The sequence below is a fragment of the Blautia sp. Marseille-P3087 genome (assembly GCF_900120195.1).
GTDB lineage: Bacteria > Bacillota > Clostridia > Lachnospirales > Lachnospiraceae > Blautia_A.
The window spans coordinates 3,110,787-3,124,451 of the sequence record NZ_LT635539.1 but is presented as its reverse complement, the minus strand read 5'-3'; the positions used below and the strand labels follow the sequence as shown (position 1 = coordinate 3,124,451).

Sequence of the window (13,665 nt, the reverse complement as noted above, 5' to 3'; positions counted from 1 at the left end):
TTATCAGGAGGTGCCTATGCATAAAAAAATCTTATTTCTTTTAACAGGCTTGATCGCTCTTTCCATATCTGCAATCCCAGCCCTCGCTTCTGACCCTCCAACTGATGATGGTCAGTACATCTGGCAGGATGAAAACGGAGATTACTGGTACCGCAATGGTTCCGAGGATGAATATATCGGCGAAGGTAATTATGCCCCTGATCCGGATTCCGGTGAACTGATGGAAGGCAACGATGCCGGCTGGACCGAACAGGACGGTTATTTTGAACCTCATTATTATTATGAGGATGGCAGTGTGTGGCTGGAGGACGCTACCGGAACCACTTATATTGGCTCCAGAGATAAATACTATATTGATGACTACGGCAATCTTCAGGAATATTCCGAATCAGAAGCTGCTTCCTCCTCCGGGGATTCTTCAGAAGAATACTCTAAATCAGAAAAGCGTGGCGAACTTCATATGCGGGTTGGATTCACTGCTGATGATACGATCAGAGAATCCATGCCTGAAAAAGAAAGTTATTTCGAGCAACGTTCCGTAAATGAGGGAAAAAGTACTGCCTTTGCTTTAAAAGTAGCTAATTCTTCTCTGGAGGATTCTTCCCTGAAGGGTTTTCTGGCAGAATACTATCCGGTAAAGGGTGAGATCATCACTCAAAAGGATCTTACCTTTGAATCTTATCCTGCTACGAAATATCAATATTTAACCGCAGTCAACGAAGAAGAAAAAAATGTTGATGCGCTTGTATGCCAGACTGACGATTATACATTTGGACTTTTTATCCTGACTCCGTCAGACGCCTATGATAAAGCTGCTGAAAAGAAAGCTACAGAGCTGATCAAATCCATAGATTTCATTTACGCAGAGTCTGTAGATATGGCCATGACGGATTACTTCCAGGTTCTTACTCCGGAGCGTTGGAAATATCTCTGCCATTATGAAACGACCGAAACCGAAAATGGTGGATATAAACTGACTTATTACAATGAGGATGTTCCTGTGCTGACCCTGGAAGCCAGATATTACGATGGCGAAGACCAGCCTCTGGACAGTGTATGGCAGGGCTATCTCGGCCGTATCGAAACAGTCGATGGCAAAAAATACGATCTTCTTTCCACCATCAGCCAGTACTCCGAGGATGCCTCTGACGAATGGAAGGAAATGTATGACACCTATCTGGATACCATAAACGGAATCCGCATGATGGATGGCTGTTCCCTGACCGAAGGAAGCCATACCTGATTTCCCTTGCCCCTCTGCCGTTATTTTGCAGACCGGAAAATCTATAGCTGTATCTCAACCGCAAAAGACACATCATATTTACACAAAAGAAGCTGCAGAACTTGAGTCTTCATTGTTCTGCAGCTTTTTTGTATTTTAAAATCACATTCTGCGTTCTTTTGTATTCCTGCTCTCTTCGGTGCTGATCCCGTATGGTAACAGTTTTGTCATGAATCGGATTCCTGAGAGTTTTTTCATAATTGTGATTCATTAGTGTCTCACCTGCTTTGTAATGGGGCGTTGGTGCCGCGCCTACCAACGAACAGCAATATTTCCATGCACTTCCGTGAATCCCAGGCTGCCACTGATACTGTTTCGGAATAGGCATATTGTAACGCATATAATGTGCATATTCGTGTTTGTAAAGATCCATTCTGTCTTCTTTACTGAGTGGATTCTTTACGGCATATCCTATAAAAAACAGCGAAAAATGAAAATGTTCTTTCTGCCCGTGTCCATTTTGATTATAAGACCCCAATGAGTCCGTATCAAACCCAAAAGTAATCGGCACTTTTGCTCCCTGAAGATGAAATTTCTTATCTAATTCTCTGTATAACGCACGAATCTGCGCTATAAGAATCGGTGTTTCTTTCTCAAGTATTGCACGAAGGCCTTCACAAGTATTATAATCTGTCTGCATTATTTCACATTCCTGCCTATATTTCTATTTCTTCTTTACGTGTTTATAAGTCTTTTACAAACTCCACTGCATTTTGGATATCTTTATCATCCGGATGTCCTTTTGCAATACCTCCAACCAGTTTGAAGGGACCAAATGTATCATATCCTTTGCATCCAAATTTCCCTACTACGCTGGCATGTTTTTTATCCAGAATCTGCTCTATGGATCTATAATTCGCACTTCCACCATAAGTGCAGATCAGGAATACCTTTTTGTCATCTGACAAATTCTTTTCTGCAAATTTTAATATCGACTGATGAAATTTCGAAAAATAGATTCCTGATGCAAACCCGATCATATCATAACTTCTCAGATCTGCATCTGACTGTTTTACTGCATCAATCAAATCAACCTGACATCTTTCTGCTATGCTTTTTACTATTTTTTCTGTATTTCCATGATGTACCGATGCAAATATGATTGCTTTTCTCATATCTATACCCTTTCTATCAGCTCAACAATAGAATTATACCATCATTTGTTATCTTGTAAATCTGTTTCATTACAAGCAATCAACTCAAAATGATTTCGATTTGTTTTTATAAAGCCTTCTTTTTGTAACTTTGATATCTCTGTAGACATTGCTGCACGATCAATACAAAGATAATCTGCCAGCTGCTGCCGGTCAAACGGAATATCAAACGATAACGATGAATGTCTGATGGATTCTGCTGACACTTTTACACCTGGATATCAAAAACATTCGTCTTGATCCTTCTCTTCCGGCATTCCTGTCTCCTAATATTCTGAACTATCTGGTGGAAAATTATGGTATTGCACCTATCACCACACCGAAAGAAAACATCAAACCACTGATGAACCATTAAAAGTGCTTTTTATATCAAAAAGGCGTGCAAGTCTCACTCCTCACACGCCCTAATAATATCCATATTCTTCCTTTAATACCTTTTAACAATTATCCCCATTCCAGTTCATTCTGTCCGATATTCCATAGTCCTGCCATGGCAGATGAATAGTCTTTTAATCATAATTTTCGTTTTCTCCATCATCAATATACTTTATTTTGTATAAACTGTATTCCCCTTTGCAATTACTTCAACAAGCTGAAGTTCCGCGTCAAGAATACAAAGATCAGCATCATAGCCTTCTTCAACCTTACCTTTTCCTTTGAGACGAAGAATTTCTGCTGGATTAGATGTAATTGTAGAAATAGCTATTTCTAAAGGAATTTCTGTTTTAAATACACATTCCTTTACTTCCTTCAGAAGGCAGCTGGACCGTCCAACACCCATTCCAAGAAATTCTCCATCACTACTGTACATCGGAAGGCTCCCCTGTCCATCAGAAGAAATTGTCATGCGGTCAGGATTTACTCCTGCATCTAACATCCGTTTGATACCATTACATACACGTACCTCATCACAGATAGTTTCCCAATAATCAATATCTTCATTTCCGGTAAAGTCTACTGCTCCGCCTTTCAGCGCATACTCAATTGACTTGCCAAAAAGCATCTCATTTCGATTGATATGTGTTGGCAGTATTTGAGAAACCGGTATCTCTGTCTCATCTACTACTCGTTCAATAAGATCTAAGCATCTCGGACTGTCACCAAGATGAACATTTACAATACCAGCTTTCCCGGAAAGAACACCACCAAGTCTTGTATCCGCAATGACACGTGTAAATTCCTCAAAAGTCGGCTGTGAAGAACGATGATCAGAAATCGCGATTTCTCCAGTTCCAATGATTTCCTGAATCATCATAATATCTTTCACAATACTGTCAGTCAACGTGCGAACCGGAATCTGATAACTGCCCGTATAACAGTATGCAGACATTCCCTGCTCATTCAATCCTTTTGTCTTTGCAACCAGTGCGCACATATCACGGCCAATTCCATCTGTTCCAAGGCAGCCAACAACTGTTGTGACTCCAAACTTCGTAAGTCCTTCCATAGTTGCTTCCGGAGTACGATTGGCGAATCCACCTTCGCCACCGCCTCCGAGTACATGAACATGACTATCAATGAATCCCGGAGTTAAAAGTAACCCCTCTCCATTAATCATTTCTGCCTCAGCAAGAAATCCGTCTGCGGATATGGAACCTGCATCTTTAATCTTAACAATCTTATCATTGATTGTAAGTACATCTTTTTTCCCCAGATGCTGTGGGGCATAAACATCAATATTCTGAATTAATTTCATCATAAATCACTCCCAATTGTCAGATGCATGTTTTAGAATCCAATTCCAACTGCAATAAGAATTGTAATGATTGCACCAATCATTAAGACGCCAAGGAATTTCCACATGAATTTAATCCAGTTAGACCACTCAATCTTTGCAATCGCAAGAGATCCGATCAGACATCCGGATGTAGGAACAATCAGGTTTGTAAATGCATCACCAAGCTGGAATGCAACTACTGCTGTCTGACGTGAAACACCTAACAGGTCTGACAGTGGAGCCATGATCGGCATTGTGATCGCAGCCTGTCCTGTTCCGGAGACAACGAAGAAGTTGAATACGGACTGAAACAGATACATAAGTACTGCTGCAACTGCCCCTGAAACTCCAGACAGTGCATTTGAAATATTATACATAATTGTATTGATAACTGTAGGTGTTGTCGGATCAGATCCACCAAGAACCTGCATGATACCCTGTGCCATAGCAACAACAAGTGCAGCACCGATCAGATCTTTTGCTCCATCTTTGAATGATGTTGCGATATCATTCAGTTTCATATCGTTCAGTTTAAAGATAACTCCGATCACACCGGAAACAATTCCCATAATGAAGAACTGTGTAGCAATCTCTGGCATGTAATATCCTTGAGTCATAACTCCCCAGATTACCCATACTACTGTAACAGCCAGTGCCAGAAGAACTAAAATGTGTCCAAGACCAAATGAATGTCCTTCGTCAATTCCTGTTTTTTCATTCTGCTCACGGAAATATGCATCCGTCTTATATGCGATTGAAATTGTCGGAGTCTTTTTGATCTTTGATGCATAGAACATAGTCATTCCGCAGCCGAGTGCTGTAAATACTACCCACATTACCATACGAAATCCTGCTCCGGAGAATACGTCAATACCTGCAATACCCTGTGCAATACCTACAGAGAATGGATTCATCCAAGATGAACCGAAACCAATCTGTGTTGCAACATAAGTAACAAGAACTGCAATCACTGAATCATATCCAACTGCTACAAACAATGGACAAAGAATCATGGTAAACGGAAGTGCTTCTTCTCCCATCCCAAAAACTGCTCCACCAAGAGAAAACAGTACGAAAAGTACCGGAATCAGTAGTTTTTCTGCTCCCTTTGCCTTACGGATCAATCCAATCAATCCGGATTCAATCGCACCTGTACGGATCATGATACCGAATGCACCACCTACTACCATAAGAAATGCGATAATCTCGATTGCAGAACTATTTACAATTCCGTTATACATATAGTTGAAGAATCCAGTTCCGCCATCTCCACTAAAGAGTGCTACTCCTTCTGTTACTACATTTCCTGCATCATCTGTCAGATACTGGAAACTTCCATCTTTGATTACTGTACGGGTTTTCTCAACACCATTGATCATATATGAAATATCCTGTGTTTCGTAGAATCCCTTTGGTACAAGAAATGTCAGAAGTGCTGCGACAACAACTACAAAAAAGATGATAATGTAGGTATCAGGCACCTGGAATCCCTTGTTAAAAGACTTTAACCCTTTTCCTTCTCTTTTGCTCATTTTTAAGTTTCCCTCCCATTTTTGATATACAATATTAGTTTACCATAAAATGTTTAAAATCTAACTAAAAATTTTCATATTTTATGTCAATATCAAACATCTCCCTGCAAATTGTTTTTCCACATACTGTTTTGAAAATATTACGATATGCTTTTAGAGCTGCTTCTTTCGATAAGCCATCCTCCATAATATTAACCAGAAAATCAGCCTCCACCAATATCTGATAATCAATTTCATTAATATTATTATATGTATGGTGATGTGCGATCAAATACTGAACACGCTCAGATATATCTTTCTCAAATCCCAGTTTTTCAAGCAGCCTTTCTGCTATTGCAGGGCCTTCTTGCTCCTGTAATTTTCCATTGCAATTTCCATATTTTTCTTCGCAGAAATGAATTCCAATATCATGTGTCAAAGCTGCCGCTTCAATGATAAACAAACATTTTTCATCTACATTCTCCGTTTCTGCTATCAATTTTGCATAGCTATGCACTTTGCAAAAATGTTGAATTCTCTTTGTATCCCCTCTGTATAATTCAATCATTGCCAAATGTAATTTATTGATCATTTAAAGTTTCCTCCTCTTGCACATATAATAGCCTTCTAATTAATTTTATATTTTCCGTGATATATATCATATTCTTATTCTTGAATCCGCATCATTAGAGAAAATCAATTCAAAATGATTTCGATTTGTTTTTATAAAGCCTTCTTTTTGTAACTTTAATATCTCGTTATCAGTAAGACCTTTAAAAAATGGGCTGTTTCTTAGAATATGTAAATATTTTTCCAAAATCGTTCCTCCTGTTGGAAATCAAACATACAAGTTGTATTTATCATACTATAATTCCAGCAGAAACAAAAGTTAAATGCTATTGACGGAGGAAAAAAATGAAAGGTAACTTTAATTGGTTGTCCAAAATTAGATCAGGTGGATTATAGTGAGAAACTGACCTGGATTATTCAAAACAACAATATTCAAAGTGTGACAATTGTAAGAATGGAAGTTCCATGCTGTGGTGGACTGGAAATGGCGGCAAAAAAGCACTTCAAAGCAGTGGAAAATTCTTACCATGGCAGGTTATAACGATAAGTATTTATGGAAATATTATAGAATAAAGGAGGATACAACAATGAATAAAAAAATGTTTTGTTATCAATGTGAACAGACAGTGGGATGTACCGGCTGCACAGGAAATGCCGGTGTCTGTGGAAAAAAGGCGGATACAGCTAAATTACAGGACGAACTGACAGGTGCGTTGATTGGTCTTGCAAGAGCTGTCGATGGCGCAGAAACTATTTCCCAAAGTACCGGACAGGTCATAATCGAAGGGCTGTTTACTACAGTTACAAATGTAAGTTTTGATGATGCAGCAATCAGAAATATGATACAAAAGGTCAGAGCTGAGAAAGAAAGACTGGTTCCTGACTGCGGCAACTGTCAGTCACCGTGCGGTAAAACAGACGAATACGATATGCAGCAGCTGTGGAATGCCGACGAAGATATCCGCTCTTTAAAGTCTCTTATTCTATTCGGAATTCGTGGAATGGCAGCCTATGCCTACCATGCAAGTGTTCTGAATTACGAAGATGCCGAAGTAAATCGTTTCTTCTGCGAGGCATTATTTAAGATTGGGTATGAAGAAAGTGCGGAGACTCTGCTTCCTACCGTACTGAAAGTAGGAGAAATCAACCTGAAGTGTATGGCACTTCTTGATAAGGCAAATACAGAAACCTATGGAACGCCAGAACCAACCGATGTTACTCTTACGATAGAAAAAGGACCTTTTATTGTCGTGACCGGTCATGATCTGAAAGATCTGCAGCTTTTACTTGAACAGACAGCGGGAAAAGGAATCAACATCTATACTCATGGTGAAATGCTCCCTGCCCATGCCTATCCACTTTTAAAAAAATTCTCACACTTAAAAGGGAATTTCGGAACCGCATGGCAGAATCAGCAGAAAGAGTTTGATCATATTCCGGCTCCGATTCTCTATACCACCAACTGTCTGATGCCGCCAAAAAACAGCTACGCTGACAGAGTATTTACAACAGAAGTGGTTGCTTTCCCAGGTACGGTTCATATCGACGAGAAGAAAGATTTTACGCCGGTCATTGAAAAAGCGCTGGAACTGGGTGGTTACAAAGAAGATCAGATACTCACAGGCATCAATGGCGGAACAACAGTGACAACCGGTTTTGGTCATGCTGCTATCCTGTCCCATGCAAATACTGTAATAGAAGCTGTAAAATCAGGTGCGATCCGCCATTTCTTCCTTGTTGCCGGCTGTGATGGTGCTAAACCGGGACGAAACTATTACACCGAATTTGTGAAACAGACACCTTCTGACAGTATCATCCTCACCCTGGCATGTGGCAAATTCCGTTTCAATGATCTCAATCTGGGAGAAATTGGTGGTCTGCCACGACTGATGGATATGGGCCAGTGTAATGATGCTTATGGTGCGATTCAGGTTGCCGTAGCACTTTCGAATGCATTTGGATGTTCTGTAAATGAGCTTCCGCTTTCCTTCGTTCTCTCCTGGTACGAACAGAAAGCAGTCTGCATCCTGTTAACGCTCCTGCACCTTGGTATTAAAAATATCCGTCTTGGTCCTTCACTTCCGGCGTTTTTGTCTCCTAATATTCTGAATTTTCTGGTGGAAAATTATGGTATAGCACCTGTCACCACACCAGAAGAAGACATCAAAGCACTGATGAACCATAGCAAATAAATTTTTCAAAACCTTTGTACAATCAACAAAGCCGATACTGGATCCCAAAATTCTGTATCGGCTTTTAAGAACAAACATAGAGCCCAGAATTATAGCTTCAAGGCACTGGCCTGCAAGGAAATTTGCAAATGTCCTATATGTCAGGGAGCATATTTTCAGAAATGCCTCTGCTTTTTGTCTTGAGATAAAAGCAAATATCACTTTTCTTACCTGTATATATAGTCTTTCTTTCTGAAAAAGAATATAACATGCAAAAGAATTTCCTGAAAAATCATCCGGAAGATATGCTAAAACTTTTCGTGCTATATCATTATCATCAGTGCCACTCCAAATTTTCCACTTTTAACCCTACTTTTTTGCAACATTTCATAATCACGTCTCTTGCTGGAATCCGGACATCTCCATGGCCGCATACATTTGCCAACGGCATTTCCAATGAATTCATCAGCCATACCAAAGCCATATATCCATCTTCATTACGCTTCAAATTCCGCTGTTATGTAATATCCCTGCGGTGTATGCTCGATATTGGTTACAATGCCTTCTTTTGCCTTAATGCGGTCTGCATTTTTGTAGCAGCCGGACATTGCAACGGCCGGTTCTATGATATAACTGTAATTCATATAAGACTGAAATTCCGAGATCTGCACTTTATCTCCGATTTCCAGAAGTCCCGGTCTCTCCATCTTAAATTTTTCCTGACGCATGATCCAGTTCCTCCTTTCATGATTTGTTACTGATTATTCAATCTCTCTGGATCTTTCCCTTTTTGTATTTTGTCTGAATAAGCCATTTCTGATCGATAACTTTAAGGTCTTCTCCGAAGCGGATATGAAGCGTCACAGAGCCCGGCTGCTGTTCTATTTTTTCTATTATTCCCTCACCGAACTTCGGGTGATCGACGCTTTCCCCTGTTTCATATTTTATGATCACATTCTGAGTTCTTCTGTATTCCTGCTCTCTTCGATGCTGATCCCGTATAACAACTGTTTTGTCGTGAATCGGATTCCTGAGAGTTTTTTCATAATTATGATTCATCAGTGCCTCGCCTGCTTTGTAATAGGGAGTTGGTGCCGCACCAACTAACGAACAGCAGTATTTCCATGCACTTCCGTGAATTCCCGGCTGCCACTGATACTGCTTCGGCACAGACATGTTGTATCTCATGTAATGTGCATATTCGTGTTTGTAAAGATCCATTCTATCTTCTTTACTGAGCGGATTTTTCACTGCATATCCTATAAAAAACAGTGAAAAATGAAAATGTTCTTTCTGCCCGTGTCCATTCTGATTATAGGATCCCAATGAATCCGTCTCAAATCCAAAAGTTATAGGCACTTTTGCTCCCTGAAGATGAAATTTTTTATCTAATTCTCTATACAACGCACGAATCTGAGCAATAAGAATCGGTGTTTCTTTCTCCAGTATTGCCCGGAGCCCTTCGTAGGTATTGTAGTCCGTCTGCATTATTTTACATTCTTCTCCTCATTCCACTGAAAATATCAAAATCTTTTCCCGGGTATTTTTACCCTCAAATAGATCTTCTGTGCTGATCTCATCATAAAACATCAACTGTTCTTCGGTCATCAGACAGCTTACATACTCTTCTGACGGATAATAGAAAAACAGCAAAATTTCTCTCGGATTTTCATAATACGATTCGTAAATTCTTGCCAGCACTTTCCGCAAAATTTCTACCGAAAACGGATTAAAAAAATAGCATCTGTCCACCTCTGTCGGTACCGGATAATCTTCTGCACTGACAGGTTCAAAAATAATCCTTTTTCCTGACACCGCATGTTTCACATTTACTTCTGCAGCTTTAAAAATCCGTTCATCATATTCTACCCCAATGGATCTGCATCGTGTCTGATAAGACAAATAAAAACAGACGCGCCCCTTTCCGGTTCCATAATCAAGCAGCACATTTTTCTTGCCGATCAGCCCACTGTGTGCCAGCCGCTCCAGTACACAATATTGCGTCGGCTCATATGGATAACGATACTGATCCGAATGCGAATCATCCCGTCCGGTCGTTTTTATTTTTAATAACCTGTCCCATTGTGTTTCATTTTGATCCATAAAAAGCTCCTTGCTGTCTTTATTTCGCCATAAAATTTAAAATCCGCTCTATGTATGCCTTCACAGTCCTATCATCACTTCCGAAAATTTCATGTTTGCTTTCCGCTATGTAAACATACTCACAGGAAGTCTTCCCTCGCCGCTGTATCTTCTTTGCAAATTTTTGCATTGTGCGGACTGAAACAAATGCATCTTTTTCCGCCTGAAAAACGATAACCGGTGCAGCAAGTTTTTTCCATCCATAATATTGCAAATACCAGCTCATTTTTATGGATGCCAGCAACCAGCCATAGGAAGCTGCACTTGTCTGAATATCTTTGCACCGTTTGCGGATTTCATTGTATCTTGTAAATCGTGCTTCTGACACAGCCGCACTTGTTTCAAGAGTTTCATTTCCCTCGTATGGCTTCTGTCCAATCACATATTTCTTCGCTCTTCCCACAAGACATTCCGTCTGTGCGATTGCAACAGTCAACGGCCACGGCACATTTCCCGTAAGTGGCCGGATCATCGGCGAACTCAGTATGATTTTCTGAAATAGATCCGGTTCCCACGCAGCGGCAATCGTACCGATTGCACCGCCCATCGAATGAGCGAACAAAAAACGGGGAAGATTCGGATATCTTCTTACTGTATGATGGCATATTTTCAAAAAATCCCGTACAAAACGTTTCCATGTATCAATATGTACTAACGACGGATCCTCTGTAAGCCGGTAACTTAAACCGTGTCCCGTATGCTCCGGTATGCATACATGATAACCTGCTTTCAGGAAATAGTAAACCATCTCATCATATTTTGGTACACCTTCGGTAAAACCGTGACTGACGATCACCACACCTTTCGGCCTTTCCGTCTCATAAAATTTAACATGAAGTTTCGCTGCCCGAGTTGTTTTTCCCTGTCCGTCTTCCTTTGCTCCAGTAACAAACTTGTCCCGGCAGTGTTCTGCCAGATATGGTTCTACTTCATTTCGCATTGCATATTCATAATTTTCTTCCTGTATGATTTTCATATTCGTATACTCCAGATTTTTGCACCACTTCTTTTATCCCTGCTGTTGTTTTCCACAAATAATGCCGTTGATTTTTTTCTCATTGTAAAATACCAGTATGATTCCTCCGATACAACAGAACACCGCCGCACCAAAAGCCGCCATGCGATATCCCGTTCCGTCTCCTGACCCAATGGTAGAAACGGCTGTAAAAATCAGCATAGAAAGACTCTGCCCCAGTTTGAACGCAAAGGTTCTTGCTGCATAAAACATACCTTCTCGATTGCTTCCCGTTTTTATAGAATCGCTCTGTGCAATATCCGCCACAACCGCCTGTGGAAGAATGCCGAAAATTGCTATCGGAAGTGCCGCTGCAACAGTCAGAATCACCCCCTGAACTGTCGCCGGAATAAACGATATTTTTCCCATAAATCCTGTATAGAAATAAGCGAGACTGAATACTGCAAATGCAAACAAAATCATCTTTTTCTTGCCAAGTTTCGGTGTAAGTTTATTCACCGGAACATAAAATACCAGTGATAATGCCGTCATCCCGACAAAATATAGTGTTGTCATGGTTTCCGGAAGTTTCAGAAGGCTGGTAACAAAAAAAGGCAGGCCTGTCTGAAACATAGTAAGTGCGATCCAGTAAAAAATATCCGAGCCTACAAATTTGCGAAACTCTCCGTTTCTGAATGTGGAAACAAGAGAACGAAAAGCAGATTCTTTCGCCGGAACCGTATTTACATAATCCTTTTCTCTGATACAAAAGACCGGAACAAGCATACAGATAAAAGCCACCGCTGCCATCAGAGTAAATGTAATACGGATAGCTCCAACTCTTCCAAATGTCGGAATAAAGGCTCCCCAGATCGTCGGTGCCAGATATGCCACCGCAGTTCCGGCAATAAAAGTAAACGAAATCACTGTTGAAATATTCAGTCTTTCCTGCTGTGTATGTCCAAGCTCCGGAATCAATGCATTATACGGAGTACAATAGGCAGTGATAGAAAGATAATAAGCCAGAATCATTACGAGCAAAAAGGCTGCATTGATCCAGCTGTTTTTATTTACTGGCGACCAGAAAACAAGCACCGTTGAAAGTGCCAATGGCAATGAAGCCCACTTCAAAAACGGAATCCTGCGCCCGTTCTTCGAAGTGCATCGGTCAGACCATGATGCGATCATCGGGTCCGTAAATGCATCAAAAATTCTTCCGAATGCCGTGATTCCGCCGATAATCGTAAAAATACCAAGCACAACAAGCCCCTGTGGAATAAATACCGTCTGTCCCTGGCTGATCGATGCCTGATCCGGCTGATAAAAATAAACGAGCCAGTTCGAAATAATACCGGACAACATTGCCCACCCAAACTGTCCTGCTGCAAACTGCCATATTTTTGCTGTTGTTAATTTTTTCATGTTGCACCTCCCAATAAGATGATTTTATCCTTTGATTCCTCGTAACAGTAACTCCGTGACAATCTGAAACTGTTTCTGCCCTTCGACTTCCTGATCCGAAGAAAGAATATCCCCTCCGACTGCCAGTTTTTCCATCAATGCCAATAACGTATGCATCAGCGAAAAATACATCTCATCTACAGAACAGGTAAAAAACAAGCTATTGTCTGCTAAACCTCTTTCCAGTGAATCTGTCACATATGGCTTCAACTTCAGGATTCCACTCTCATAATCCGTCAGCCTTTCTTCTGATATCTGATATTTTTTTACAAAAACATCGAACTCCTGCAAAAACTTCAAAAAAGGTTTTTCGTCCTGAAATATTTTATAAAAAATATCCAGTGTCTTCTCAATCTGCGCATAACCGGTGTTTGCCTCTTCCAGTTCCTGCAGATATTTCCTCGCAACCCTCTCCCAATATAATTCGGCAGTTTCAATCACCAGCTCTACCTTGGTAGAAAAATACCGATACACTGTAGCCGGTCCTGCTCCTGCGCGCTTCGCCACCTCTTCCATCGATGCGTCTTCCACACACTTTTCCCAGAACAACTCCATAGAAGCCCCGAGTATCCGCTCCCTGCGCTGCTGCGCCTGACGCTCCCTTGTCGAAATTGCTTTCTCTATCATTTCCAGTGCCTTCCTCTCCCCTTTGTGTAATATTTTAATGTTTTTCAATGTGATTTTTCATTTATTTCTTTATGA

At 40.6% G+C, this 13,665-nt stretch carries 14 protein-coding genes and 3 pseudogenes; 4 read left to right on the top strand and 13 right to left on the bottom strand.

The features are described from left to right. Positions 1 to 16: 16 nt before the first annotated feature. The gene (locus BQ7344_RS14885; RefSeq protein ID WP_072523176.1) at positions 17 to 1,243 is read left to right on the top strand and encodes a hypothetical protein; all 1,227 of its coding nucleotides are present in this window, start codon (positions 17 to 19) and stop codon (positions 1,241 to 1,243) included. 109 nt (positions 1,244 to 1,352) lie between these two features. Here BQ7344_RS14885 and BQ7344_RS14880 read toward each other — a convergent pair whose 3' ends face one another. The 3 genes and pseudogenes from BQ7344_RS14880 to BQ7344_RS14870 all read right to left on the bottom strand — a co-directional run. Further along, a complete protein-coding gene (locus BQ7344_RS14880) occupies positions 1,353 to 1,922 on the bottom strand; it encodes a hypothetical protein (RefSeq protein ID WP_072523175.1) in 570 nt (189 codons plus the stop codon). A gap of 43 nt (positions 1,923 to 1,965) precedes the next feature. Beyond that, entirely contained in the window at positions 1,966 to 2,397 is a 432-nt protein-coding gene (locus BQ7344_RS14875; RefSeq protein ID WP_072523174.1) for a flavodoxin family protein, read from the bottom strand. A 41-nt stretch (positions 2,398 to 2,438) separates the two neighbouring features. After that, a pseudogene (locus BQ7344_RS14870) lies at positions 2,439 to 2,642 on the bottom strand (helix-turn-helix domain-containing protein); the annotation flags it as partial. Between BQ7344_RS14870 and BQ7344_RS16890 the strand changes: the two are divergent. Continuing rightward, positions 2,630 to 2,791 (top strand): annotated as a pseudogene (locus tag BQ7344_RS16890) (hypothetical protein); the annotation flags it as partial. The pseudogenes BQ7344_RS14870 and BQ7344_RS16890 sit on opposite strands and share 13 nt — an antisense overlap. A 192-nt stretch (positions 2,792 to 2,983) precedes the next feature. On the opposite strand, the gene iadA reads toward BQ7344_RS16890, so the two are convergent. The 4 genes from iadA to BQ7344_RS16620 form a co-directional block, all read right to left on the bottom strand. Then, positions 2,984 to 4,132, bottom strand: coding sequence for a beta-aspartyl-peptidase (gene iadA / locus BQ7344_RS14860; RefSeq protein ID WP_072523173.1), 1,149 nt, complete (start codon positions 4,130 to 4,132; stop codon positions 2,984 to 2,986). Positions 4,133 to 4,164: 32 nt separating this feature from the next. Further along, positions 4,165 to 5,685, bottom strand: a complete 1,521-nt coding sequence (gene yfcC, locus BQ7344_RS14855; protein WP_072523172.1) for a putative basic amino acid antiporter YfcC — start codon at positions 5,683 to 5,685, stop codon at positions 4,165 to 4,167. Positions 5,686 to 5,749: 64 nt separating this feature from the next. After that, positions 5,750 to 6,256, bottom strand: a complete 507-nt coding sequence (locus BQ7344_RS14850; RefSeq protein ID WP_072523171.1) for an HD domain-containing protein — start codon at positions 6,254 to 6,256, stop codon at positions 5,750 to 5,752. 66 nt (positions 6,257 to 6,322) lie between these two features. Beyond that, positions 6,323 to 6,481 (bottom strand): hypothetical protein, encoded by a 159-nt coding sequence (locus BQ7344_RS16620; protein WP_235816131.1) that lies wholly within the window; start codon positions 6,479 to 6,481, stop codon positions 6,323 to 6,325. Between the two features lie 102 nt (positions 6,482 to 6,583). On the opposite strand from BQ7344_RS16620, the pseudogene BQ7344_RS16885 reads away from it, so the two are divergent. After that, a pseudogene (locus BQ7344_RS16885) lies at positions 6,584 to 6,807 on the top strand (ferredoxin); the annotation flags it as partial. A gap of 14 nt (positions 6,808 to 6,821) precedes the next feature. Further along, positions 6,822 to 8,426, top strand: a complete 1,605-nt coding sequence (hcp, locus tag BQ7344_RS14840) for a hydroxylamine reductase (protein WP_072523170.1) — start codon at positions 6,822 to 6,824, stop codon at positions 8,424 to 8,426. Positions 8,427 to 8,902: 476 nt separating this feature from the next. Here the strand turns inward: hcp and BQ7344_RS14830 are convergent, their stop codons facing one another. From BQ7344_RS14830 to BQ7344_RS14805, 6 genes are read right to left on the bottom strand one after another with little or no spacing between them, the layout of a single operon-like run. After that, the gene (locus BQ7344_RS14830) at positions 8,903 to 9,133 is read right to left on the bottom strand and encodes a hypothetical protein (RefSeq protein ID WP_072523169.1); all 231 of its coding nucleotides are present in this window, start codon (positions 9,131 to 9,133) and stop codon (positions 8,903 to 8,905) included. A 37-nt stretch (positions 9,134 to 9,170) separates the two neighbouring features. Beyond that, the gene (locus BQ7344_RS14825; RefSeq protein ID WP_072523168.1) at positions 9,171 to 9,893 is read right to left on the bottom strand and encodes a hypothetical protein; all 723 of its coding nucleotides are present in this window, start codon (positions 9,891 to 9,893) and stop codon (positions 9,171 to 9,173) included. An 18-nt stretch (positions 9,894 to 9,911) separates the two neighbouring features. Then, positions 9,912 to 10,508, bottom strand: coding sequence for a class I SAM-dependent methyltransferase (locus tag BQ7344_RS14820; protein ID WP_072523167.1), 597 nt, complete (start codon positions 10,506 to 10,508; stop codon positions 9,912 to 9,914). 19 nt (positions 10,509 to 10,527) lie between these two features. Beyond that, entirely contained in the window at positions 10,528 to 11,523 is a 996-nt protein-coding gene (locus tag BQ7344_RS14815; protein ID WP_072523166.1) for an alpha/beta fold hydrolase, read from the bottom strand. A 33-nt stretch (positions 11,524 to 11,556) separates the two neighbouring features. Then, positions 11,557 to 12,924, bottom strand: a complete 1,368-nt coding sequence (locus BQ7344_RS14810; protein WP_072523165.1) for an MFS transporter — start codon at positions 12,922 to 12,924, stop codon at positions 11,557 to 11,559. Between the two features lie 24 nt (positions 12,925 to 12,948). Further along, positions 12,949 to 13,590, bottom strand: a complete 642-nt coding sequence (locus BQ7344_RS14805) for a TetR/AcrR family transcriptional regulator (RefSeq protein ID WP_072523164.1) — start codon at positions 13,588 to 13,590, stop codon at positions 12,949 to 12,951. Positions 13,591 to 13,665: the final 75 nt, after the last annotated feature.

Coding starts and splice junctions, on each gene's coding strand:
- BQ7344_RS14885 (WP_072523176.1), top strand. CDS start 17: ATGCATAAAAAAATCTTATTTCTTTTAACAGGCTTGATCGCTCTTTCC.
- BQ7344_RS14880 (WP_072523175.1), bottom strand. CDS start 1,922: ATGCAGACAGATTATAATACTTGTGAAGGCCTTCGTGCAATACTTGAG.
- BQ7344_RS14875 (WP_072523174.1), bottom strand. CDS start 2,397: ATGAGAAAAGCAATCATATTTGCATCGGTACATCATGGAAATACAGAA.
- iadA (WP_072523173.1), bottom strand. CDS start 4,132: ATGAAATTAATTCAGAATATTGATGTTTATGCCCCACAGCATCTGGGG.
- yfcC (WP_072523172.1), bottom strand. CDS start 5,685: ATGAGCAAAAGAGAAGGAAAAGGGTTAAAGTCTTTTAACAAGGGATTC.
- BQ7344_RS14850 (WP_072523171.1), bottom strand. CDS start 6,256: ATGATCAATAAATTACATTTGGCAATGATTGAATTATACAGAGGGGAT.
- hcp (WP_072523170.1), top strand. CDS start 6,822: ATGAATAAAAAAATGTTTTGTTATCAATGTGAACAGACAGTGGGATGT.
- BQ7344_RS14830 (WP_072523169.1), bottom strand. CDS start 9,133: ATGCGTCAGGAAAAATTTAAGATGGAGAGACCGGGACTTCTGGAAATC.
- BQ7344_RS14825 (WP_072523168.1), bottom strand. CDS start 9,893: ATGCAGACGGACTACAATACCTACGAAGGGCTCCGGGCAATACTGGAG.
- BQ7344_RS14820 (WP_072523167.1), bottom strand. CDS start 10,508: ATGGATCAAAATGAAACACAATGGGACAGGTTATTAAAAATAAAAACG.
- BQ7344_RS14815 (WP_072523166.1), bottom strand. CDS start 11,523: ATGAAAATCATACAGGAAGAAAATTATGAATATGCAATGCGAAATGAA.
- BQ7344_RS14810 (WP_072523165.1), bottom strand. CDS start 12,924: ATGAAAAAATTAACAACAGCAAAAATATGGCAGTTTGCAGCAGGACAG.
- BQ7344_RS14805 (WP_072523164.1), bottom strand. CDS start 13,590: ATGATAGAGAAAGCAATTTCGACAAGGGAGCGTCAGGCGCAGCAGCGC.